At 57.9% G+C, this 21,903-nt stretch carries 19 protein-coding genes and 1 tRNA gene; 9 read left to right on the plus strand and 11 right to left on the minus strand.

The features are described 5' to 3' along the window. Positions 1–60: 60 nt before the first annotated feature. The 5 genes from FGU71_RS10610 to FGU71_RS10630 all read right to left on the minus strand — a co-directional run bounded on the left by FGU71_RS10610 (position 61) and on the right by FGU71_RS10630 (position 2,974). Positions 61–495, minus strand: a complete 435-nt coding sequence (locus FGU71_RS10610) for a MucR family transcriptional regulator (protein ID WP_142788541.1) — start codon at positions 493–495, stop codon at positions 61–63. Positions 496–617: 122 nt separating this feature from the next. Continuing rightward, the gene (locus FGU71_RS10615) at positions 618–1,055 is read right to left on the minus strand and encodes a GNAT family N-acetyltransferase (protein WP_142789098.1); all 438 of its coding nucleotides are present in this window, start codon (positions 1,053–1,055) and stop codon (positions 618–620) included. Positions 1,056–1,096: 41 nt separating this feature from the next. Beyond that, entirely contained in the window at positions 1,097–1,720 is a 624-nt protein-coding gene (tsaB, locus tag FGU71_RS10620) for a tRNA (adenosine(37)-N6)-threonylcarbamoyltransferase complex dimerization subunit type 1 TsaB (RefSeq protein ID WP_142788542.1), read from the minus strand. 37 nt (positions 1,721–1,757) lie between these two features. Further along, complete coding sequence (locus tag FGU71_RS10625) at positions 1,758–2,366, minus strand: malonic semialdehyde reductase (RefSeq protein WP_142788543.1); 609 nt, start codon at positions 2,364–2,366, stop codon at positions 1,758–1,760. A gap of 26 nt (positions 2,367–2,392) precedes the next feature. After that, positions 2,393–2,974: a NifU family protein gene (locus FGU71_RS10630; protein WP_142788544.1), complete on the minus strand. Its 582-nt coding sequence runs from the start codon at positions 2,972–2,974 to the stop codon at positions 2,393–2,395. Positions 2,975–3,081: 107 nt separating this feature from the next. Between FGU71_RS10630 and FGU71_RS10635 the strand changes: the two genes are divergently transcribed. The 6 genes from FGU71_RS10635 to FGU71_RS10660 all read left to right on the plus strand — a co-directional run bounded on the left by FGU71_RS10635 (position 3,082) and on the right by FGU71_RS10660 (position 12,249). Further along, positions 3,082–6,105, plus strand: a complete 3,024-nt coding sequence (locus FGU71_RS10635) for a M16 family metallopeptidase (protein ID WP_142788545.1) — start codon at positions 3,082–3,084, stop codon at positions 6,103–6,105. 128 nt (positions 6,106–6,233) lie between these two features. Next, positions 6,234–7,607 (plus strand): class II 3-deoxy-7-phosphoheptulonate synthase, encoded by a 1,374-nt coding sequence (locus FGU71_RS10640; RefSeq protein WP_142788546.1) that lies wholly within the window; start codon positions 6,234–6,236, stop codon positions 7,605–7,607. A gap of 108 nt (positions 7,608–7,715) precedes the next feature. Next, the gene (locus FGU71_RS10645) at positions 7,716–8,891 is read left to right on the plus strand and encodes a GGDEF domain-containing protein (RefSeq protein ID WP_142788547.1); all 1,176 of its coding nucleotides are present in this window, start codon (positions 7,716–7,718) and stop codon (positions 8,889–8,891) included. A gap of 142 nt (positions 8,892–9,033) precedes the next feature. Beyond that, a complete protein-coding gene (gene egtB, locus FGU71_RS10650) occupies positions 9,034–10,269 on the plus strand; it encodes an ergothioneine biosynthesis protein EgtB (protein WP_142788548.1) in 1,236 nt (411 codons plus the stop codon). Between the two features lie 4 nt (positions 10,270–10,273). Then, positions 10,274–11,260, plus strand: coding sequence for an L-histidine N(alpha)-methyltransferase (gene egtD / locus FGU71_RS10655; protein WP_142788549.1), 987 nt, complete (start codon positions 10,274–10,276; stop codon positions 11,258–11,260). A gap of 32 nt (positions 11,261–11,292) precedes the next feature. Continuing rightward, complete coding sequence (locus FGU71_RS10660; protein WP_142788550.1) at positions 11,293–12,249, plus strand: NAD(P)/FAD-dependent oxidoreductase; 957 nt, start codon at positions 11,293–11,295, stop codon at positions 12,247–12,249. A gap of 75 nt (positions 12,250–12,324) precedes the next feature. On the opposite strand, the gene FGU71_RS10665 is transcribed toward FGU71_RS10660, so the two are convergent. From FGU71_RS10665 to yghU, 3 genes are all read right to left on the minus strand, one after another. After that, positions 12,325–12,399, minus strand: a tRNA-Gln gene (locus tag FGU71_RS10665). A 68-nt stretch (positions 12,400–12,467) separates the two neighbouring features. Then, positions 12,468–13,850, minus strand: coding sequence for an MFS transporter (locus FGU71_RS10670; RefSeq protein ID WP_185960276.1), 1,383 nt, complete (start codon positions 13,848–13,850; stop codon positions 12,468–12,470). Positions 13,851–13,950: 100 nt separating this feature from the next. After that, complete coding sequence (yghU, locus tag FGU71_RS10675; RefSeq protein WP_142788552.1) at positions 13,951–14,817, minus strand: glutathione-dependent disulfide-bond oxidoreductase; 867 nt, start codon at positions 14,815–14,817, stop codon at positions 13,951–13,953. Between the two features lie 419 nt (positions 14,818–15,236). Between yghU and FGU71_RS10680 the strand changes: the two genes are divergently transcribed. Continuing rightward, positions 15,237–17,306 carry an NAD(+) synthase gene (locus FGU71_RS10680; RefSeq protein WP_142789099.1) on the plus strand — a complete coding sequence of 690 codons (2,070 nt, stop codon included), beginning with the start codon at positions 15,237–15,239 and terminating at the stop codon, positions 17,304–17,306. A 130-nt stretch (positions 17,307–17,436) separates the two neighbouring features. Further along, the gene (locus tag FGU71_RS10685) at positions 17,437–18,780 is read left to right on the plus strand and encodes an MFS transporter (protein WP_142788553.1); all 1,344 of its coding nucleotides are present in this window, start codon (positions 17,437–17,439) and stop codon (positions 18,778–18,780) included. Positions 18,781–18,945: 165 nt separating this feature from the next. On the opposite strand, the gene FGU71_RS10690 is transcribed toward FGU71_RS10685, so the two are convergent. Both FGU71_RS10690 and FGU71_RS10695 read right to left on the minus strand, forming a co-directional pair. After that, positions 18,946–19,539 carry an FMN-dependent NADH-azoreductase gene (locus tag FGU71_RS10690; RefSeq protein ID WP_142788554.1) on the minus strand — a complete coding sequence of 198 codons (594 nt, stop codon included), beginning with the start codon at positions 19,537–19,539 and terminating at the stop codon, positions 18,946–18,948. A gap of 71 nt (positions 19,540–19,610) precedes the next feature. Beyond that, positions 19,611–20,312, minus strand: a complete 702-nt coding sequence (locus tag FGU71_RS10695; protein WP_142788555.1) for a pirin family protein — start codon at positions 20,310–20,312, stop codon at positions 19,611–19,613. 129 nt (positions 20,313–20,441) lie between these two features. Here FGU71_RS10695 and FGU71_RS10700 point away from each other — a divergent pair, with 129 nt between their 5' ends. Next, positions 20,442–21,344, plus strand: coding sequence for a LysR family transcriptional regulator (locus tag FGU71_RS10700; RefSeq protein ID WP_142788556.1), 903 nt, complete (start codon positions 20,442–20,444; stop codon positions 21,342–21,344). Between the two features lie 121 nt (positions 21,345–21,465). Here FGU71_RS10700 and FGU71_RS10705 read toward each other — a convergent pair whose 3' ends face one another. After that, positions 21,466–21,852, minus strand: coding sequence for a hypothetical protein (locus tag FGU71_RS10705; RefSeq protein ID WP_142788557.1), 387 nt, complete (start codon positions 21,850–21,852; stop codon positions 21,466–21,468). Between the last annotated feature and the right edge of the window lie 51 nt (positions 21,853–21,903).

Genomic DNA, 21,903 nt, shown 5'->3' on the forward strand with positions numbered 1-21,903 from the left:
TTGCTCAAGCGGGCATGCAGGTTCACCCCCAAATACGGGCAGTGCGCATGACCGTAATGCTTATTTCCGCTTACGTCCCCGGCCAGTGCCAGGCTTGCGTCCAAGGCCAATTTTCTTGGCAAGATCGCGGCGTGTTTCAGCGTAATTCGGAGCCACCAGAGGATAATCCGCCGACAGTTCCCAGCGCGCCTTGTATTCTTCAGGCGACATGCCGTGTTCGGTCGAAAGGTGACGCTTCAACATTTTCATCTTCTTACCGCAATCGAGGCAGACGATGTGATCTTTTTTGATCGAAGAACGCACCGATACAGCCGGCTCTGGTCGTGGTTCTTCGGCGTTTTCATCATTGCCGAGACCAGCCAAAGCTGAAAACACATTGGTTATCAGTTCCGGTACATCATCAACTCTGACATCATTGTTGCTAACATGCGCAGCAACAATGTCGCTGGTCAGTGTAATTAGCGTTTCCTTCATTTCATATTGCAAGTCTTCCATGAGTTCCTCGTCGATCTTTTTTTGTTATTCGGATTTTTCCGATTTTTTCGCCATGAACCACCGCCGCAATCTTTGCAAGATAGTGAGCCGGTCTTCTAGAATGAAAATGGATGTTTTTACGATTAGATCGAGCGACCGAAAGTAATGGCGTCAACACGACTGCCATCGGACATCCGGTAATAGTTGGGCCGCTTCCCAATCGGATCAAAGCCCTGTTGGCGGTACAAATGCTCGGCGGGATTGTCGCGCCGCATTTCAAGGAAAATTCGGCGCACACCGCGCGAGCCGGCTGCCAGAAAGAAATTCTCCATCAGCCGGGCACCAACACCGCGCCTGCGCCGATCAGGATGAACCGCAATCAACAGCAATTCTTCTTCATCGGCGGCATGCCGCGTCAGCACAAATCCGGCCGCCTGAACCGATCCTGCCGGTTCGATGATACCCCCATCGCTATCCACGATTAAGGCATGTGTGCTTGGCATGGTCAGCGCGTCGATCACCTGCCTGCGATTCCATGCCTCGCCATAGGCGGGATCGAACGCGGCCTCCATCACTTCCATGATGGCATCGACAAGGCGGGGGCAAGGCGGGGGTGAGGGTGTCACGGTGCGGGCCTGGCCTTTTGCGGCGTCGCATCGGGCGCGCGCCCGTAGATTGGCGATAGATCGGCGGTCAGGTGCGTTTCGGGCAGCCCAGGTGTCCACTGCGAATCTGGCAACAGGTCGAGCACGGCGCGATCATCGCCAAACTTTTGGGCGAGCTCATTGGCTCTATTACCGGCCAACACGCCGTACAAAGCTGCCTCAGATGCGGCATCCGGTGACAGTGACCGGACCGTATCGCTCGATAAATCGGCTGCAAAGTTTTGAATGAACCATTCACCATGCCCGCCATTCATGCACACGGTCACCCCGCGCGCCGATAGCTGGCATGCGCGCGCGGCGATTAGGGACAGCGTGGGATATCCCCGCACTTTCGCGTTCCATGCAAAACCAAGCGCCCGCGCGGTGGCGATGCCAATCCGCACACCGGTAAAACTGCCCGGACCCAGCGAGACCAGAATTCGTTCCGCGCGGCCTTTATCCGGCAATTCGGCAATCATCGGGACCAGCCGTTCGGCATGTCCGCGCCCCAATACGCGGTGATCATGCGCGATCATATCATCGCCCTCGAACAGAGCGATAGAACAAGCCTCTGTGGCGGTTTCGATTGCAAGCGTGCGCATGTCAGGGCCGATGCCTCAGCAAACGCCGCTTCGCAAGTCAGACGATGGAATTGAACTTTTCAAAATCGGGGCGGGGGCTGCGTTCAAACACGCTTTCGGGATCGCCATAGCCGACCGAGCAAATGAAATTGACGCGGTGACGCGGTGTATCGCCAAAGAATGCTTCGTTCACTTTATCCGCATCAAAACCCGACATTGCGCCGCAATCCAGCCCGATCGCGCGCGCGGCAAGCATCAGATAGGCACCCTGAAGCGAGGAATTGCGGAAAGCGCCTTCTTTGCGGCCTTCTTCGTCGCCTTCGAACCAGCTTTTCGCATCGGTGTGCGGGAACAGCCATGGCAGTTCTTCATGGAAGTCGATGTCATAGCCGATCACTGCGGTGACGGGCGCGGCTTTGATCTTGTCCTGATTGCCTTCCATCGCGCATTCGGCAAGCTTTGCCTTTTGTTCGTCCGATTTGACCCACACGATCCGCGCCGGTTGCATATTGGCGGAGGTCGGCGCCATTTTGAGCAGATCCCAGATCGCGTGCAGTTGCGCATCGGAAACAGGCTTATCAAGCCAGTCATTATACGTGCGCGCATCATTAAAAAGCTGTCCGAGAGCGGCTTCGGAAAGGGTCTGATCGTGGTACTGGGTGGTCATATTAATCCTTGAAATCGGTAAAGAGTTTACGCTGCTCTTACTTCAACGACTTCAGGGACGTAATGTTTCAAAAGACCTTCGATACCGTGCTTTAGGGTTGCCGTGCTGGACGGGCAGCCGGAACACGCACCTTGCAGGGTCAGGTGAACGACACCGTCGGCAAATCCGCGATAGGCGATGTCGCCGCCATCACTGGCCACCGCCGGGCGGATCCGCGTTTCGAGCAATTCTTTGATCATGGCGATGGTTTCGGCGTCTTCGGCTTTATCTTCGACGACCATAATATCGGTTTCGGCAGGGACATTGATCCCGTCCGCGCTGCCGCCTGTGAACAAGGGCGCCTCTGAGACGAAATGATCCAGCAGGATGGAAACCACTTGCGGTTTAAGCGCCGACCAGTTGCCGCCGGGCGCCGCCGTGACAGTCACAAAATCCCATCCGAAAAAGACGTTCACAACCTCGCCTGTGTCAAAAATTGCCTGAGCAAGCGGGCTGGCCTCGGCCGCTTCGGGCGATGCAAACTCGCGGGTGCCCGATGGCATTACGGTTTGGCCGGGCAGGAATTTGAGGCTGGAGGGGTTTGGTGTGGTTTCGGTTTCTATAAACATGCGCTGTAGATAGGCGCGCTTCGGCCCGCCGACAAGCAAGCTGTTCGGGAAAATCGCCAGCAATCGTTCACTATCCCTTCAGACCATCGCGCTCTATAGTGCAGCCTATGAAAGTTATGTCTCGCGCCGTTCGCGGCCTGCTCCTTGTCGCTGCGCCATTTGCGCTTGTCTCTCCAGCGTTGGCGCAGGAACCCGCTGCCCAAACGGCCATTCCGCAAGTCCCCGCGCCCAAAGCCGTGCAAAGCGAGGGCGAGGTTCCGTGGCTTTATGAAGGCAGCGATGTTCCGGTCGACCGGGAATGGCTGTTCGGCAAAATGGACAATGGGCTGCGCTATGCCGTGCGCCGCAACGGGGTTCCGCCCAATCAGGTCTCCATTCGCGTAAGGGTAGATGCAGGCTCCCTGCATGAGCGCGATCATGAACAAGGCTATGCCCATTTGCTGGAACACATGTTGTTTCGCGAAAGCAAATATCTTGGCCAGGCCGAAGCCATCGCCGCGTGGCAGCGGCTGGGCGCGACATTCGGCAGCGATGCCAACGCGGAAACCAGCCCGACCCACACCGCTTACAAGCTCGATATTCCCGATATCGACCGCGCCAAACTTAGCGAGAGTTTCAAACTGCTGTCGGGCATGATCCGCGAACCAGTGATCAACGGTGCCAATGTCGATGCCGAACGTCCGATTGTGCTCGCCGAAAAACGCGAGCGGGGCGGGGCAGCGCAAAGGATTGCCGAACTGACGCGCCAGACATTTTTCGCAGGTCAAAGGCTTTCCACCCGCAGCCCGATCGGCACGATTGAAACACTGGAAGGCGCGACCGGGCCGAAAGTTCGGGACTTCTACGAGCGCTGGTATCGCCCCGAAAACACCGTGATCGTGGTTGCCGGTGATGCCGATCCATTGGTTCTGGCCGGGTTGGTCGAACAATGGTTTGGCGATTGGCAGGGCACAGGCGAGGCGGGCGTTGCGCCCGCATTCGGTGATCCCGTCGCGCCCGAAGGCACACAGCGCGCGGCAGGCAGCGGCTGGCCGATTGGCGAGATTGCTGTTGCGGTTGAACCCGATCTGCCCCGCAATCTGACCTATGCGGTCATGCGTCCGTGGCGCAAAGTGCAGGACACTATCGTCTACAATGAAGGGTTGTTGCTGGATGCGGTGGCACAGGCCATTATCAACCGGCGACTGGAAGAGCGCGCCCGTGCAGGCGGATCGTATCTGTATGCTCAGGCGCAGCAGGATGATGTCTCGCGCTCTGCCGACATGACCTTTGTCACATTCGCGCCTTTGACAAACGATTGGAAAGCCGCGCTGGTCGATGTTCGCAGCGTGATTCAGGATGCGATCAATTCCGAACCGACGCAGGAAGAAATTGACCGCGAAGTCGCCGAATTCGAAGTCGCCTTTGTCAACGCGGTGGAAACAGCCAGCGTTGAGGCGGGCTCTCGTCAGGCCGATAATCTGGTCAACGCGGTTGATATTCGCGAAACCATCGCCTCGTCGCAAACGGTGCTTGATGTGTTTCAGGGGATGCAGGACCGTTTCAATCCGCAAGAAGTGCTCGCACGCACAAAGTCATTGTTCGAAGGCGACGTGGTGCGTTCCGTCTATGTCACGCCAGCCATCGGAGAGGCTGATTCAGGTGCATTGAAGCTGGCACTGGCAAGCGAGATTGCATCTGACAGCTCGGCGCGCTTGGCCGCGAGCAGCATTTCGTTTGATGAATTGCCACCTGTAGGTGAGGCAGGAACCATCGTCAGCGAGACGACATTGGAGGTGCTCGACATCGAGCAGATCGATTTTGCCAACGGGGTGAAAGCGTTGATCTGGGCCAACTCTGCCGAGCCGGGCCGCGTTACCGTGCGGGTGCGGTTTGGGGCCGGATACCGGGCGTTCGACGCGCAATCTGCGGTCTATGCGCCTTTGGGTGAGATGGCGCTGGTGGGCTCCGGTCTGGGCGAGCTGGGCCAAAACGAAATTGATCGATTGGCCACAGGGCGCAAGCTCGGATTTGATTTTGCGATCAACGATGCGGTCTTCACTTTTACGGCGCAAACCCGGTCGAGCGATGTCGAGGATCAATTGTATCTGTTCGCGGCAAAGCTGGGGATGCCACGCTGGGATGCCGATCCGGTAATCCGCGCAAAGGCGGCGGCCGAGCTTAGCTATTCAACATTCTCCACCAGTCCGGGCGGGGTTATCAACCGCGATCTGGAATATCTGGCGACCGATAAAGACCCGCGTTTTGCCACGCCCGATCCCGAAGCATTGAAAGGTGTGACGCCCGAAGGTTTCCGCAAGGTGTGGGAGCCATTGCTGCGTCAGGGTCCGGTTGAAGTGCTGGTTTTTGGCGAGTTTGACCGCGATGCGATTGTCGAGAAACTGCGCACCACCTTTGGCGCGTTAGAACCGGCACAGCCGATCGCGCCAGAGATTGCCGCGCGTATTCCGGCATTCCCGCAGGACACCGAAGAACCGACTGTTCTGAAACACCGCGGCGATGCCAATCAGGCCGCAGCGGTGCTGTCCTGGCGCAGCGGCGGCGGCATGGCCCGTATTCGGGAATCGCGGCAGCTGGAAATTCTGGTGCAGGTGTTCAACAACCGCCTGCTCGAAGCCTTGCGCGAAAAAGCCGGTGCGAGCTATTCACCTCAGGTGTTTTCCGATTGGCCCGCCGATCTTCCCGGTGGCGGCACGATCACCGCCTTTGCCCAGTTTGAACCCGATTTCGTGCCGATCTTCTTTGCCGAGGCCGAGCGGATCGCCAAAGGACTGGCAACCAATCCGCCTACGCCCGATGAGCTTGATCGGGTGACAGAGCCGCTTTCGCAGCAGATCAGGCGGGCATCGACCGGCAACCAATTCTGGCTTTACAATATCGAAGGCGCGACCTCCGATCCTCGGCGCAGTTCAATGTTGCGGTCGCTGTTGATTGATTTCTCGCAGACGAGCACCCAGAATATGCGGTTCCTCGCGGATCGTTATTTCGGACAGGGTGCCCCGCTGAAACTGGCGGTGATCCCTGAGGGGCAGGAACTTGCCGCATTGCCCGCCGATTATGTGCCAAGCGCTTTGCCCGAACCTGCTCCCGCCGTGCCGGCTGCGCCCGCTGCCGAGGTGATCGGACGCTAGGTTTGCATCCATCCGATCACTGTATCCGCGAAATAAAGTTGTTGCGAAAGCCATTGCGGCTTTACACATAGTGCACACCGAATATAGCGGCGCGCCCGCCCGACCTTACAGATTAGAAGAATACGATTATGGCCCAAACTTGGAAACCGGACAGCTGGAAAGCCCACGAAGCGCGGCATTTGCCGCATTACGAGGACGCAGCCGAACTCGCAGAGGCAGAAACCACGCTTTCTGCTTATCCGCCGCTTGTGTTTGCCGGGGAGGCGCGCGCGCTCAAATCGGATCTGGCCGATGTTGCGAATGGCAAAGCATTCTTGCTGCAAGGCGGCGACTGCGCGGAAAGTTTCGCCGAATTTCACCCCAACAATATCCGCGATACGTTTCGCGTGTTGCTGCAAATGGCGATTGTGCTGACATTCGCCAGCAAACACCCGGTGGTCAAAGTTGGCCGCATGGCCGGCCAGTTCGCAAAACCGCGCTCATCGCCAACCGAGACAATCGGCGATGTCACGCTGCCCAGCTATTTGGGTGATAACATCAACGGGATCGATTTTGACCCCGATCAGCGCCGCAATGATCCGGGCCGGATGGTCCGTGCCTATTCTCAGGCAGCGGCGACGCTCAATCTGCTGCGCGCTTTTGCAGGCGGCGGCTATGCCAATTTGCAGCAAGTCCATCAGTGGACGCTCGATTTCATGGGCCGCACGCCGTGGACTGAAAAATTTTCCGAGACTGCCGACCGCATCGGTGAAGCGCTAGACTTTATGGAAGCCTGCGGGATTGATCCATCCACTGTTCCCCAGTTGCAAGGCACCAGCTTTTACACCAGCCACGAAGGGCTGCTGCTGCCGTATGAGCAATCGCTGACGCGTCAGGATTCGCTCACCGGAGATTGGTACGCGACCAGCGCGCATATGCTGTGGATCGGGGATCGCACCCGCTTTCCCGGCAGCGCGCATATCGAATGGGCGCGGGGCATCGGCAATCCATTGGGCATGAAATGCGGCCCATCGCTTGAGCCGGATGATCTGCTGCGTTTGCTCGATGAACTTAACCCGAAACGCGAAGCCGGGCGCATGACTTTGATCAGCCGGTTTGGCCATGACAAAGTCGAAGACGGCCTGCCGAGACTGGTCCGCGCCGTGCAACGCGAAGGGCATCCGGTGGTTTGGAGCTGTGATCCGATGCATGGCAATGTCGTAAAATCGGATACCGGGTTCAAAACCCGTCCGTTTGATCGCATCCTGACCGAGGTGAAGGGCTTTTTCGCGGTTCACCGCGCCGAAGGCACGCATCCGGGCGGCATCCATATCGAGATGACAGGTCAGGACGTGACCGAATGTGTCGGCGGTGCTGTTGCCATCACCGAAGAACGGTTGGGCGATCGGTATCACACCCATTGCGATCCGCGCCTGAACGCGGAACAGTCGCTTGAACTGGCATTTCTCATCGCTGAAATGCTGAACAGCGAAATGAACCAGCGCCAGGCGGACGCCGCTTAAAACGGCCTGCTTAAACAGGCCCGCTTAAAAAGGGCCCGCTTAAACAGGGCAGGCGCAAAGTCTGGCTAGGGTATTGTGCTTAGTCCCAACCTGCAGCGGTATTAGGGGGTGGCGCGTATTAAACGCGCCATGCCTGATGTTGTTTTACCGATTGCTGCATTGCTCCGCACCGCGTTTGCTCGTCTTGAACCGAGCAGGGCGCTGCCTGACCATGACGCGCTGTATATTGGCAAATTTATCGGCAGCGATGCCTTATTGCTGCTTGTTGTTATGCTTGTCCTCGCCGTGGCTGTGATGGTCGCCATCTTTTTCACGGTAAAGCAAGAGGTCCGCTTTGCAGCCAATCTGGCGCGCGATCGGGCCGATCAGCTGCAGGATATCTTGCGCACTGTCAGCATGGCAGAAAACATCGCGGGCATCGGTGTCTGGCAATACGATCCCGCATCGGGCGCACAGCAATGGTCCAGAGGACTGCGCCGCCTGTTCGGGATCAACCACAACGAACCGTTTGTAGAAGGCGACGCCGAAACCCTGTTGTTTGCGAATAATGTTGATCTGATCGGATCAGTTACCGAACGGCTTGACCGCGATGAAAGCTACAATCTGCATTTTGACATTTTCGGGTTTGATGGTGTGTCACGATCTTTATGCATCCAAGCCTGCAATCTCAGGCGGCGAAACGGAACCCTGTACCGCGTCGTGGCGGTAGTGCGTGACATTACAGAGCAGCTGGAACGCGAGCGAGAGCTGGAAGTCTCTCGCGCCGAGGCCATGCAGGAAGCCAGCCGCGCAATCGAGCTTGCCTCTACCGACCAGCTGACCGGCCTCGCCAATCGCCGCCGGGTAATGGAGCGGCTTGATCGGATGGTGGTTGACGCGCGCCAGTCCTCGTGTCCGCTGGTATTGATCATGTTCGATATCGATCACTTCAAACATGTCAACGACACCTACGGCCATATCCAAGGTGACAAGGTGTTGCAGAATGTCGCCAATATCGCGCAGCAGCAAAGCCGTACCGGAGATATCGTGGGCCGGGTTGGCGGCGAAGAGTTTGTCTGGATTGTCCCCAATGCAAGCCGGGGCATCGCGCGTGTCATGTGCGAACGCCTGCGTCTCGCAATCGCAACGGGCAGCGCCACAGAAACGGTTCCTGCAGTCACAATAAGCGCAGGCTATGCCGATTTGCGCGCAGGCGATAGCGCGCTCTCGCTGTTCGCGCGGGCCGACAGCGCTTTATACGAGGCAAAGAACGCGGGACGAAACAGAGTGCGCATGGCGGCGTGATCTTACCGCTGCGTGATGCGGGCGCACGGGTCTGACTATTTGCCGCGCATACAAACCGGACAGCGGGTTTTCATTGGCCCGTCATTGCGCCATGGTATTGTTGTTGCCTGACAATCCTGTGAGGCGCGGCAGGAGAGGGTGATTGCCCCAAAGCAAACCGGTAATTGACGAAGGCGCTTCGCTTTCCCGGCAATTCCTCGAAACGCGCACGCTGACCGAGGCATTGACCGCTTCGCTGAGCGATGCCGACGCCACGATCCAGTCGATGGAGGATGCGTCTCCGGCAAAATGGCATTTGGCGCATACGACGTGGTTCTGGGAGACATTCCTGCTGCGCGATTATGCGCCGGGATACCGGCTATATAACGAACGCTGGCCGTATCTGTTCAATTCCTATTACGAGGCAGAAGGGGACCGGATCGGGCGGTTTTCACGCGGGCTTTTATCACGGCCCACCCTGACAGAAGTGCTGGAATGGCGTGCCCATGTCACAGACGCGATGAGCGCTCTGCTGGATGAACCTGCCCATGCCGATTTGATTGCGCTGGGGATCGCGCATGAACAACAGCATACCGAATTGCTGCTGACCGATATCAAACATGCGCTGTTTCAAAATCCGCTGGGCCCGGCAATGTTCGGCGGATCGCCAGAGCCTGCGATGTCGCCGGGTGCACAGCCGCTTGGCTGGCATCAACATCCCGGCGGGGTCATCATGATCGGCGCACAGGCTGATGGATTTGCGTTTGATAATGAAGGCCCGCAGCACCGCGCATTGATAGAACCATTTGCCTTGGCGCGGCGATTGGTCAGCAATCGGCAATGGAGCGAATTTATCGCCGATGGCGGGTATAGCACGGCTTCATTGTGGCTGTCCGATGGCTGGGCGTGGGTGAAAGAGCACGGCATATCAGCGCCGCTTTATTGGCGCGATGATCAGGCGTTTACCCATCAGGGATGGCATCCGCGCGATCCCGATGCGCCCGTCACGCACATTTCCTATTACGAAGCCGATGCATTTGCCACATGGGCCGGTGCGCGGCTTCCGACGGAATTTGAATGGGAGGCGATTGGCCAATCCCACAGCGCGGCCGCAGGAAACCAGCTGGACGGGGCAGCTGCGCCTGCGCCTTGCGGCGGAGAGGCTCTGTTCGGTGATTGCTGGCAGTTCACCCGGTCTGCCTATCTACCCTATCCCCGCTTTACCCCCGCAGCAGGAGCGGTAGGCGAATATAACGGCAAATTCATGAGCGGTCAGTTTGTGCTGAAAGGCGCAAGCTGTGCGACAGTGCGCGGCCATTCCCGCGCGTCCTACCGCAATTTCTTCTACCCGCATCAACGCTGGCAATTCACCGGCCTTCGGCTGGCAAGGGACGTTTAGAATAATGACGAAGCAAAAGGGTCTGAAGCTGGTTGAGCGCGATGACGAGGGCGTCGACACCGCCTTTCGCGCGGATGTAATCGAAGGGCTGTCCCAGTCGCAAATGGCGATCCCGGCGCGCTGGCTTTATGACGATGCCGGATCGCAATTGTTCGAGGATATCACGCAGCTCCCCGAATATTATCCGACCCGCGCAGAAACCGAGATCCTGAGCAATCGCGGCGCTGAATTTGCCGCCATGATTGGGGAAGGGCGCGCGGTTGTTGAATTCGGATCGGGCAGTTCGGTCAAAACACCCCTGTTGCTATCGGCGATTGCGCCTGCGGCCTATGTTCCGCTCGATATATCAGGCGATTTTCTGCGCGCTGCAGCGGCGGAGCTATCGGGTAAGTTTCCCGGCCTGCCGGTCTATCCGGTAGAGGCGGATTTTATGCGCAAAGTGGCTTTACCCGGTGAAGTCACAGACCTGCCCAAACTGGGTTTCTTCCCCGGCTCCACTATCGGCAATATGGTCGCTCGGACTGCTGTCGATCTGCTGCGCAATATGCGCGAAACTTTGGGCGTCGGGGCACAGCTGTTGATCGGAATGGATCTGATCAAGGACAAGGATGTTCTGGTGTCGGCCTATGATGACAAAGCCGGCGTCACTGCGCAGTTCAATTACAATCTCGTGCGCCGTATCAACCGCGAACTTGATGGGGATATTGCGCTTGATGCGCTGATGCACGAAGCGCGCTGGAATGATGAATATGCGCGGGTGGAAATGCACCTGCGCGCGCAGCGCGACATTACTTTCGAAGTGAGCGGACAGCAGTTTTCGATGCGAGCGGGCGAAACGATCCACACAGAGAACAGCCACAAATTCAATCGCCGGACATCGAACATGCTGCTGCTCGCAGCGGGATGGGAACCACAGGCGCGCTGGCTGGATAGCCAAGAGCGTTTTTCGGTGATGCTGGCTCAGGCAAATCCGCCGCGCAGCGCGCCTTAGAAACTTCCATCCCATTCGTGCGTTAGGCGCCCATGGGATACATTCATTGCGACATATGCGTTATCGGTGCCGGTATGGCGGGGCTGGCCTGCGCCACGCGCCTGGCAGAGGCCGGGTTGATCATCACCGTCATCGATAAAGGCCGCGGTCCGGGCGGACGGATGGCCGCGCGGCGCGCGGAAATCGGCGGCGAAACCGTCTCTTTTGATCACGGCGCGCAATATTTTACGGCCCGCGATAGCGAATTTCGCAGCGCCGTTAAAAATTGGAAAAATATGGGCGTCGTCGCGCGCTGGTCTGCGGCGGGCGAGGAAGCCTTTGTCGGCACGCCGGGCATGAACGGACCGGTCCGCGCCATGGCGCAAAACCTCGATGTGCATTGGAACACCCGCGCAGAGACAATCACGCGGGAGAACGGCGCATGGAAAGTCGAGGCGGGCGATGTCACCCTGATCGTGAAAACCGTGTTGGTTGCGGTGCCTGCGGAACAGACGCACGTCTTGCTCGGCGGTGTTGCCAGCGAATTTTCCGCGATCGCTTCCAAAGCGCAATCGGCTCCGTGCTGGGCTGTCATGGCGGCTTTTGATCGCCCGCTCGATATCGCAGCGGACGCGCTGCGCGATCCAGACGCTGCCATTTCGTGGGCGGCGCGCAATTCGGCCAAGCCGGGTCGCTCCGGCTCGGAATGTTGGGTGCTGCACGCAAGCCCGGCGCGCAGCCGCGAATTGCTGGATGTGGCAAAGGAAGAAGCCGGAGAGATCCTGTTGCAGGATTTCTATGATCAGACAGGGATCACCGGCGCAAAACCGGTGCATATTGCGGCCCACCGCTGGCTTTATGCCATGGCAGAGGCCGTGCCGGGCGATCCCGCGCGCTATGCCGCCGATCAGAGAATCGGTATCGCCGGCGATTATCTTCATTCACCGCGGGTCGAGGGTGCGTGGCTATCTGGTGTGGCGCTCGCTGAAAAGGTTTTGGCACCCGATTGAACCGGCCACAGCAGATAAACCCGCGCCGCGCTTTGCGAGCAGGTTCGTATCCCGATCATCGTTGAGAAAAATATCTGGCTGGGGTGGCAGGATTCGAACCTGCGCATGCCGGTACCAAAAACCAGTGCCTTACCACTTGGCTACACCCCATCAGATGACGCGCATATAACGCGCTTGGCGCGAATGTGAAGGGACAATTCCCTTCATTCGATCAATTCTCATGCAATGCGGCTGCGGCGCGCGGCCAGCTCGCTTTCAACTGTGGCCAAAACGCGCCGGTTTATGCCGTAGAAGATAAGCGTAAAGGCGGCGGGGATCATCACAGCCGCCGGGATAATGGCAAAGGCGAGCTGGATGCCCAACACCGCAGCTTCGCTTTGTTCGGCATTCGCATCGAAGCCAGTCAGCGAAAGCGCAAAGCCCGGAATGGCCGAGCCCAGGCCAACCCCTGCTTTCACCCCGAAAACAGAGGCCGCAACGACCAGAGCAGTCATCTGGCGGCCCGATTTCCAGTCAATAAATTCGGCGATGTCGGTGAACATTGAAAAAGACAGCACCATCAGCATCCCGAACCCGATGCCGACAAAGAACTGTACCCCGGTCTGAGGCCAGACCGCATCCAGCGGGAGGAAATAGAACACGGCGATCATCGCCATTTTCAGCATTCCGGCCGCCATCAGCAGGTGGGATTTTTCAAATCTCCGCTGTGCAGCGTATCCGATCAGAACACCGGCAACCTGTCCAAAGGCCAGCGCGGTCAGAAACAAGGCGGCGCGGTCGAAAAACAGAAACACCGGCGACCCGTCATCGCCCGCCACATATTTGAAGAAAAATGGCGCCGTGCCCGCCCGCGCGGCAATCGCCGTAACTCCCAGGATGGCCGCAATCGCAACTGCAATCCACGGGCCGGTCCGGATCAAAACGCCCACATCACCCCGCAGCGATCCATTCGTCTCGGTCGGCGGGATGCGCTCTTTTGTGGTCGCAAACGTCGTCAGCAGCGCAAAGACCGAAACCGCCGCAATGCATGACATGGTCAGCAAGATGCCCAGCTTTTCATCGCCGCCGCCCAGTTCGCGGACAAGAGTGGTGCCCAGCGCGCCGACCAGAATCCCGCCGAGCGCGGAAAAGAGCATCCGAAACGCGGTCACATTGGATCGCTGGCTGGAAGAAGGGGAGATCACCCCGAGCAATCCGCCATAGGGCACATTCACCGCAGTGAATGCGAGCATCGCCAGCGTGTATGTAACATAGGCCCAGATCAGCAGCGCTGTATTGCCCAGATCATCTGGCGCGCTGAAGATCAGGACAATCGCAAATCCCAGCGGCAGCGGGCCGAAAAGCAGGTACGGCCGGTATCGTCCCCATCGCGTGCGGGTGCGATCCGCAATGGCGCCCATCATCGGATCGGTAATCGCATCGATCAATTTCGTCAGCAGCAGCATCAGGCCAATCGCCGCAGGTGCCAGACCGCCCAGATCGACGAAATAATACAGCAGGAAAAAGCCGAAGAAATTGAGGATCAGGCCCGCGGCAAGATCGCCCACGCCATAACCCAGCTTTTCACCGAGGCCGATCCTGTCAGATGGCGTCTCGGCCAAAACTCGCTCCTTTAATGCGCAAACGACAATGGGCCGGAAGCGTCATAACTTCCAGCCCATTATATCTTTGGCCGCGCGCGGGCTTATCCCGGTGGGGCGCTCAGAATGTGAAATCGAGGTTCTTGCCTTCGAAATCCTTGGGTGAATGACGTTCCAGCATCTGCTGATCCTCATCGCCCCAGACTTTGTTGACAAGACGCCCGCGCTGGACGCCGGGACGCTTTGCAATCTCGCGGGCCCAGCGCGCGACATTGGCGTATGCGTCAATCGACAGGAACGTCTTGGCTTCGTTGTAGATTGTGCCTGCCACAAACGGGGCGAGCCACGGGAAATTGGCCATGTCGGCAATGGTGTATTCTTCGCCGCCAAGAAAGCGGTTTTCGGAGAGGCGCTGATCCGCGACATCGAAAATCCGCTTTGTTTCCATCGCATAGCGATTGATCGGGTATTCGTATTTTTCCGGTGCATAGGCATAGAAATGCCCGAAGCCGCCGCCAATAAATGGCCCGGTGCCAACCTGCCAGAACACCCAGCTTAGCACTTCGGCGCGCGCGGCCGGATCAGTTGGCAGGAATTCACCGAATTTCTCAGCAAGGTGCACCAGAATGGCGCCTGATTCGAACACGCGAAATTCGCTGTCACCGCTGGCGTCGATCAGAGCGGGGATTTTCGAGTTCGGGTTAATGCTTACAAACCCGCTGGTGAATTGCTGACCATCGCCGATATTGACGGTGTAGGCATCGTATTCGGCGCCGGTATGTCCCAGCTCCAGCAATTCTTCGAGCATGATGGTGACTTTTACGCCGTTGGGTGTGGCCAGCGAATGAAGCTGAAATGGATTGTCGCCGCGCGGCAGAGCCTTTTCCTCGCGCGAACCGGCAGTTGGCCGGTTGATGCTGGCGAAACGGCCACCGCTGACGGTGTCGGCGCTCCAGACTGCGGGGGGTGTGTAAGTAGGGTCGGCCATGATGGGTGCCTCCTGATGTGCGTTGCGCTGATATGGTATTCGTTTGTTGTTCGCGAAGTGCGCTATTGCGGTTACGAGCGCAAGGGCAGGGGATGCGGAATTGCTTGCTTGCCTGAAAGCGGGGCTTGCGCGCTGTATCCTAAAGGGATACTTGATTGCCCATGCATCTGGCCGGTCACAAAATCCGTCTTTGGCGCGAGGCGCACGATCCGCCGCTATCTGCGGAGGAGTTTGGCGCGCTTTTTGGCGATCCTCAAGGGAAGCCATGGCCCAGCCGTACCGTTTACGGCTGGGAGGCAAAGGGTAAGGTGGCCCGGCCCAAAGTCCAGAAACGCCTTGCCGAACTTGGCATTTGTGAACCCGCCGACTGGCTCGAACTGGCCCCCGGCAACACTTCTACCCCTAAGAAAGCACAGCCAATGAACACGGCCAAGCGCACAACCGGTCACCCGTTCTATGATATGCACGCCCACGGATTTGTTCGGGTGGCGACATCCACACCCGCATCGCGAACGGGCGATGTCGCATACAACACCGCAGGCGTGATCCGCGAGGCCGAGCATGCGCATGAGCAGCGCGCCGATCTGGTGGTCTATCCCGAACTGTGCCTGTCTTCCTATGCGATAGATGATTTGCTGCTGCAAAACGCGCTGCTGGACCGCGCAGAGCAGGCGGTGGCCGAAGTGATCGAGGCGTCAGCCAGCCTTTCACCGGTCCTGATTGTTGGCGCACCGCTGCGCCGCAATTCCAAGATATACAATTGCGCGCTGGTCATTGCAGGCGGCGAATTGCTCGGCGTGGTTCCGAAAAGCTATCTGCCCAATTACCGCGAATTCTATGAAAAACGGTATTTCGCGCATGGCCGCAATTGTGTGGATCTGTGGATTACGGTCGCAGGGGAAGAGGTTCCGTTCGGGACCGATCTGGTGTTTGCCGCTCAAAACCTGCCGGGATTTACTTTTGGCGTAGAGATCTGCGAGGATTTCTGGGCGCCCAATCCGCCGGGCACTTTGGCTGCGCTGGCCGGTGCGCATATCCTTTGCAACCTGTCTGCATCACCGATCACCATCGGACGGGCGGATGACCGCCATCTGCATTGCCGCAGTTCATCGACCCGCTCCATCTGCGCCTATGTCTATTCCGCCAGCGGTCATGGGGAAAGCACCACCGATCTCGCGTGGGACGGACAAGGTGTTGTCTATGAGATGGGCGATTTAATGGCCGAAAGCGCGCGTTTCGATCTGGAGCCGGAATTGTGCGTGGTCGATATCGACACAGACCGGATCGCAGCGGAACGGATGCGTAACCAGACATTCAGCGATGCGGCCGAAGCGCATGACCGGCCCGAAGATCAATTCCGCCGGATCGTGTTCGAACACAATTATGCCGACGGTGATATCGGCCTTAGCCGCCCGATCCGCCGCTTTCCGTTTGTGCCGAACCGGCAACATGCCCTGGACGAGGATTGCTTTGAGGCGTTCAACATTCAGGTCGATGCCCTGATGCGCCGGATACAGGCGACCAAAACGAAATCTCTCATCATCGGCATTTCGGGCGGGCTGGACAGCACCCATGCTTTGATTGTCGCTGCAAAGGCTTGTGACCGGCTGGGTCTGCCGCGCACGACCATTCGCGGATACACAATGCCCGGATTTGGCACGTCGGACACCACCAAAAGCAATGCGTGGAAACTGATGGAGGCAATGGAGATCACCGCCGAGGAGATCGATATCAAACCGGCGGCGAACCGGATGCTGGAGGATATCGGTCACGCCTATGCCGATGGAGAGCCGGTCTATGATGTGACATTTGAAAATGTGCAGGCCGGGCTGCGGACGGATTATCTGTTCCGGCTTGCAGGGCAGCATGGCGGATTTGTCGTCGGGACAGGTGATCTTAGCGAGCTTGCACTGGGTTGGTGTACTTACGGTGTTGGCGATCATATGAGCCATTACGGCGTGAATTCGGGCGTGCCCAAAACGCTGATCCAGTATCTTATCCGTTGGACCATTCAGACCGAACAATTCAGCGCGGTGTGCAGCGATGTACTGGGCGCGGTGCTCGATACAGAGATATCGCCCGAGCTGGTGCCAGCAGGCGCAGACGGCGCGATGCAAAGCACCGAGCAAAAGATCGGGCCGTATGAGCTCAACGACTTTTTCCTGCACCACACGATCCGGTGGGGTCAGCGGCCCGGCAAAATTGCCTTTCTTGCCTATCACGCGTGGAAGGATACGCAGGCAGGATTGTGGCCGGCCGGGTTCCCGGAAGAGCGCAAGAACGAATACGAACTGGAAGCAATAGCGGGATGGCTTGAAAAATTCCTCCGCCGGTTTTTCGGGTTCAGCCAATTCAAACGCAGCGCTTTGCCCAATGGTCCGAAAGTGTCATCCGGTGGTGCCCTGTCGCCGCGCGGGGATTGGCGCGCGCCATCGGACGCTGTGGCCGATGTGTGGCTTGATGAATTGAAATCGGCGCTGCCGGACTAAAATGGATTTGTAGAAACACGTCAATATCCGGCCAAACCAGCAAGATAGCTTGAGTCCCTCACACTGCGCTGTAGCATCATCGGCGGGGTCGCCTGAGCGTGCAGTACGCGCGGTTTTGGCGGGGAAATTGATGACTGAAATGTCAGCGGCAAACGGGCTGGTGCTTGAACGCAGCAGGCCACTCAGGCTTTTTACGCTCTTTATTCTGTATGTCGGACAAGGGATGCCGATCGGGCTGTTCTGGTTCGCGATCCCTGCATGGATGGCAGTGAATGGCGCCAGCGCCGCAGATATCGGATCGGTTGCCGCTCTAACCGCTTTGCCTTGGTCATTGAAGCTGGTGAACGGCTTTATCATGGATCGTTACACGTACCTTGCCATGGGACGCCGGCGGGTCTGGATATTGGGCGCGCAAATGGTGATGATCTTTTGCTTGATCATCGCGGCGCTCCTGAACCCGTCTGCATCGGACGTAGCGATCCTTGGCGCGATCGCTTTTGCCGTTAATTTGGCGACCACATTTCAAGATGTCGCAGTGGATGGTCTGGCCGTCGATATCATGACCGAAGACGAGCGCGCCCGCGGTTCTGGCATGATGTTTGGTGGTCAAGCCATCGGCATATCGGCGGCGACTGCGATTACCGGCTTTTTGATCGAGGATTTCGGCGCACCGGTTTCCTATCTTTGCGTCGCGGCGCTTATTGCGATGCTGTGCATCTACATCGCCTGTTTTCGCGAACGTCAGGGAGAGCGCAGCCTGCCTTGGAGCGCGGGTGAAGCAAATGAGCGCAACCTTGAGATACAGCTGGACGCGTGGTGGCCGCTGCTCAAATCGACCTGTGCGTCTCTTTTTACCGTTCAAAGCCTGCTTTGGATCGCGGTCCTTTTTTCACTGGGTATTCTGTATGGCGGCATGGCGGGCGCCGGGCCGATCATCGGGGCGAATTATGTCGGCTGGGATGTTTCAGCCATATCCGCGCATACCGCGATCGCCGGCCTTGTTTCGGGTGTATTGGTGATGACGCTGGGCGGTTGGCTGGGTGACAAATTCGGGGCCAAAATGATCGGAATGATCTGGATTGCCATCACTATCTTGCTCATGCTTTCGATGTTTGGTCTTTCGGAGCATTGGGGCAGTTCATTCCTGTTCCTCATATTCCTTTATGGCTGGCTGTCGCTGAACAATCTGCGCACTGTTGCGATCCTGCCGATTGCCATGCGCCTGTGCGATCCGAAAGTCGCAGCGACGCAGTTCACGATCTATATGGCGGTGAGCAATTTTGGCATTTCATTTGGCGCTTTCATGCTGGGTCAAAGCGACAAGATGGGCGGTCTGCAATCGATCTTCGCGATTGTAGCGTTGGGCCATGTGATCGGCCTTGTCCTGTTGCTGACGGTGAAATTCCCGCGTCGTCCCGAATATTACCAGATTCTGAAACGGCGTGAGTTGCGGGCGGTTCAAAAGCCCGCATAGCGAAAGCGGGCACAGCGAAAGCGGGCACAGCGAAAGCGGGCTTGGCGAAAGCGGGCAAAACAAAGGCCGGAGCGCCGATGATCGAGCGCTCCGGCCATTGGTTGCTGTGCCCGGTGCTGCACCGCGCAGGGTGCGCGATTGCGATCACTCGCAAACGGGTTTCATTCACGCGATAATCGCATCGACCTTGCTATGAGCTGCGGCAATCTTGTCCGCAGCGTCTTCGCCCATAATCCCGTCGGCCGCGATCACTTGGACGTCTTTAATGCCAAGGAAGCCAAGGAAGAATTTAAGCCAGCTGGTGGCAAAATCCATGTCGCTGCCAACCGGGGTGCCGCCCGATGCTACCGTGATATAGGCCTTCTTGCCTTCGAGCAGACCCGCAGGTCCGGTCGGCGTGTATTCAAACGTGGTGCCCGCCCGTGCGACCAGATCGGCCCATGCCTTGACCGTGGCAGGCACACTGAAATTGTAGATCGGCGTTGCGAATACGACCGTGTCAGCGGCCATCAGCTCTTCGATCAAGGTGTCGGCGATCGCGGCGAGTTCGGCCTGCTCAGGGGTGCGATCAGCCGCCGGGGTAAGATTGGCGCCGAACCGGTCTTCACTGATAAAGGGCAGGTCATTGGCGGCAAGATTGCGCGCTGTGATGCTGGCGCCTGATTTTGCGGCGAGACCTTCGGCCAGTTTCTTGCCAAGACCGTCTGAGACGCTTTCATCACCGCGAATTGAGGCGGATAGGTGAAGGATGTTGGACATGAATTTTCTCCTGAGAATTTGAAAGGATAATGAGCCAGCCGGGCGAGGGGTTCCCGGCTGGCTCAGGGGGATCAGGCAGCGTCAACCAACACAATTTCAGTGTCTTCGAGAGCCGTGATCGTTATTTGATCAAGCTGCGTGATGGCCACGCCGTCGCGCGCATTGGCCTCTACATCGTCAACTTTGATTTTACCGGTGGCGGGCACGAGATACAGGTGACGCGAGGCATCGCCGATCTCGTAGGTTACGCTTTCGCCGGCTTTGATCGTTGCGCCCAGCACACGTGCATCGGTGCGGATACGCAGCGTGTCGTTGTCATTGTCAGATCCCGAGGCGAGCGGAACAAAGGTGCCGCTGCGGTCGCCTTTCGGAAACTGCTTTGCGCCCCAGCTTGGTTCGCCGCCGCGTTCATCGGGAATGATCCAGATTTGGAACAGGGTCGTCTCTGTGTCCTCCAGATTGTATTCCGAATGGCGCACGCCGCTGCCCGCGCTCATCACCTGAACATCGCCTGCTTCGGTGCGGCCTTCATTGCCCATGCTGTCACGGTGCGTGATCGCGCCGGTACGGACATAGGTGATGATCTCCATGTCTTCGTGCGGGTGTGTGGGAAAGCCTGTGCCCGGTGCGATCGCATCATCATTCCAAACGCGCAAGGAGCCCCAATTGACGCGGGCAGGATCTTGATAGCTCGCGAACGAAAAATGATGATGCGCATCCAGCCAGCCGTGATTGGCGGCGCCAAGGGTGTTGAAAGGGCGAAGTTCGATCATGGTCTGTCTCCTGTTGCGGTCACGGAATGCCTGGTTCCGCGTTCTTGAACCTGGAGATAGGCGCGGCAGTGTGATCTGATAACTGCGATAAAACTTGCCAAAATGTTCTGATTATCTGAACATATGCTCATGAAGTTAGGCGATCCCACTCTCGATCAATTGCGCATTTTCCTCGCCGTCGTGAAACATGGCAGCTTTGGCGGCGCAGCGCGCGCCACAAACCGCGCGGTTTCCGCGATCAGTTATGGGATCGCGCAATTGGAAACACAGCTCGCGGTGTCCCTGTTCGAGCGGGAGGGGTCGCGCCGTCCCGTGCTGACCAAGGCGGGCGAAGGATTGCTGGTTGAAGCGCGTTCTGTAACCGACCGGGTCGATGCGCTGCTCGCCAAAACGCGTTCGCTTCATGCCGGGTTGGAAAGCGAGATCGGATTGGTGCTCGATGTGATGGTGCCCGGCGAATTGACGGCCCGTGTCCTGCGCGAATTTCGGCGTTTGTTTCCCACGGTCGGGCTAAAACTCAATATCGAGGGGTTGGGCGCGGTGGCGGAATGTCTGCTTGATAACCGCGCTCAGCTGGCGCTGGGCGGTCCGGTGTTCGGCGATCATTCCGAACTTGAAAGACAGGTTATCGGAGAAGTCGAGCTGGTGCCGGTCGCAGCGCCCGATCATCCTCTGGCGGAAAGCGGGATTGCACCGGGTGAAAGTCGAAAGCATCTGCAACTGGTGCTGGCGGATCGATCCGCGCTGACCAAGGGCCGCGAGTTTTCCGTATTGAGCCCGCTGACATGGCGGCTCGGTGATTTGAGCGCGAAACATTCGCTGCTGAAAGAGGGGCTGGGATGGGGCAATATGCCGCGCGCCATGGTGGCCGATGATCTGGCGGCGGGGCGATTGGTGGCGCTGGATCTGCCGGAAAAGCCGGGAGTTCAATACCCGCTCAGTGCGCTTTGGCGGCGAGACGATCGTTTGGGTCCGGCGGCCAGTTGGTTGATTGACGCCTTTCGCGGCGAATTAAGAACCGAACGCGGGTGACGCATCCAATGTTTGGCTGTGGTTTTGGTCTCGAAAAATTCAAGTTCCAGCCGATCTGCCAGCCGCCGGTATTGCACCATGACCAAAGGTGACGGCGCGACAAGCGCAAGCTGTTTGAGCCCTAAAGGCGGACTTCGCGCAGCCATGAAAGCGCCGTGATCTTGTCATCGAAGAATTGAACTTCGATACCATCACTCAGCCGGCGATATTGCATTTTGACAAGAGCCGATGCCCCAATGATCGAAACACGGCGCAGGCCGAATTTCTGCGCATTCAGGAGCTGTGCGCGGATCGCGTCGCCAGTGGCGCGGTCTTGAGGCACAAAGTCGGTAAAATCGCCAAACACCACAATTGGCCGCCGCGCCTTCACCAGCGGCAGTGAGGTCGCATCCAATTTCCCGAGAAAGGCTGTCATTCCTTCAAGATCCCAGAAGCCCGAGATCGAAAAGTGCACTTCGGCAAGTTCTTCGTACAAAACGACAGAATGAGATGGAGCGATGACGATCATAGGACGAAGATACACCGCAGAACGTAAAATTTGCGTATATCGCCGGTAAGT

Source organism: Erythrobacter insulae, from assembly GCF_007004095.1.
Lineage (GTDB): Bacteria > Pseudomonadota > Alphaproteobacteria > Sphingomonadales > Sphingomonadaceae > Erythrobacter > Erythrobacter insulae.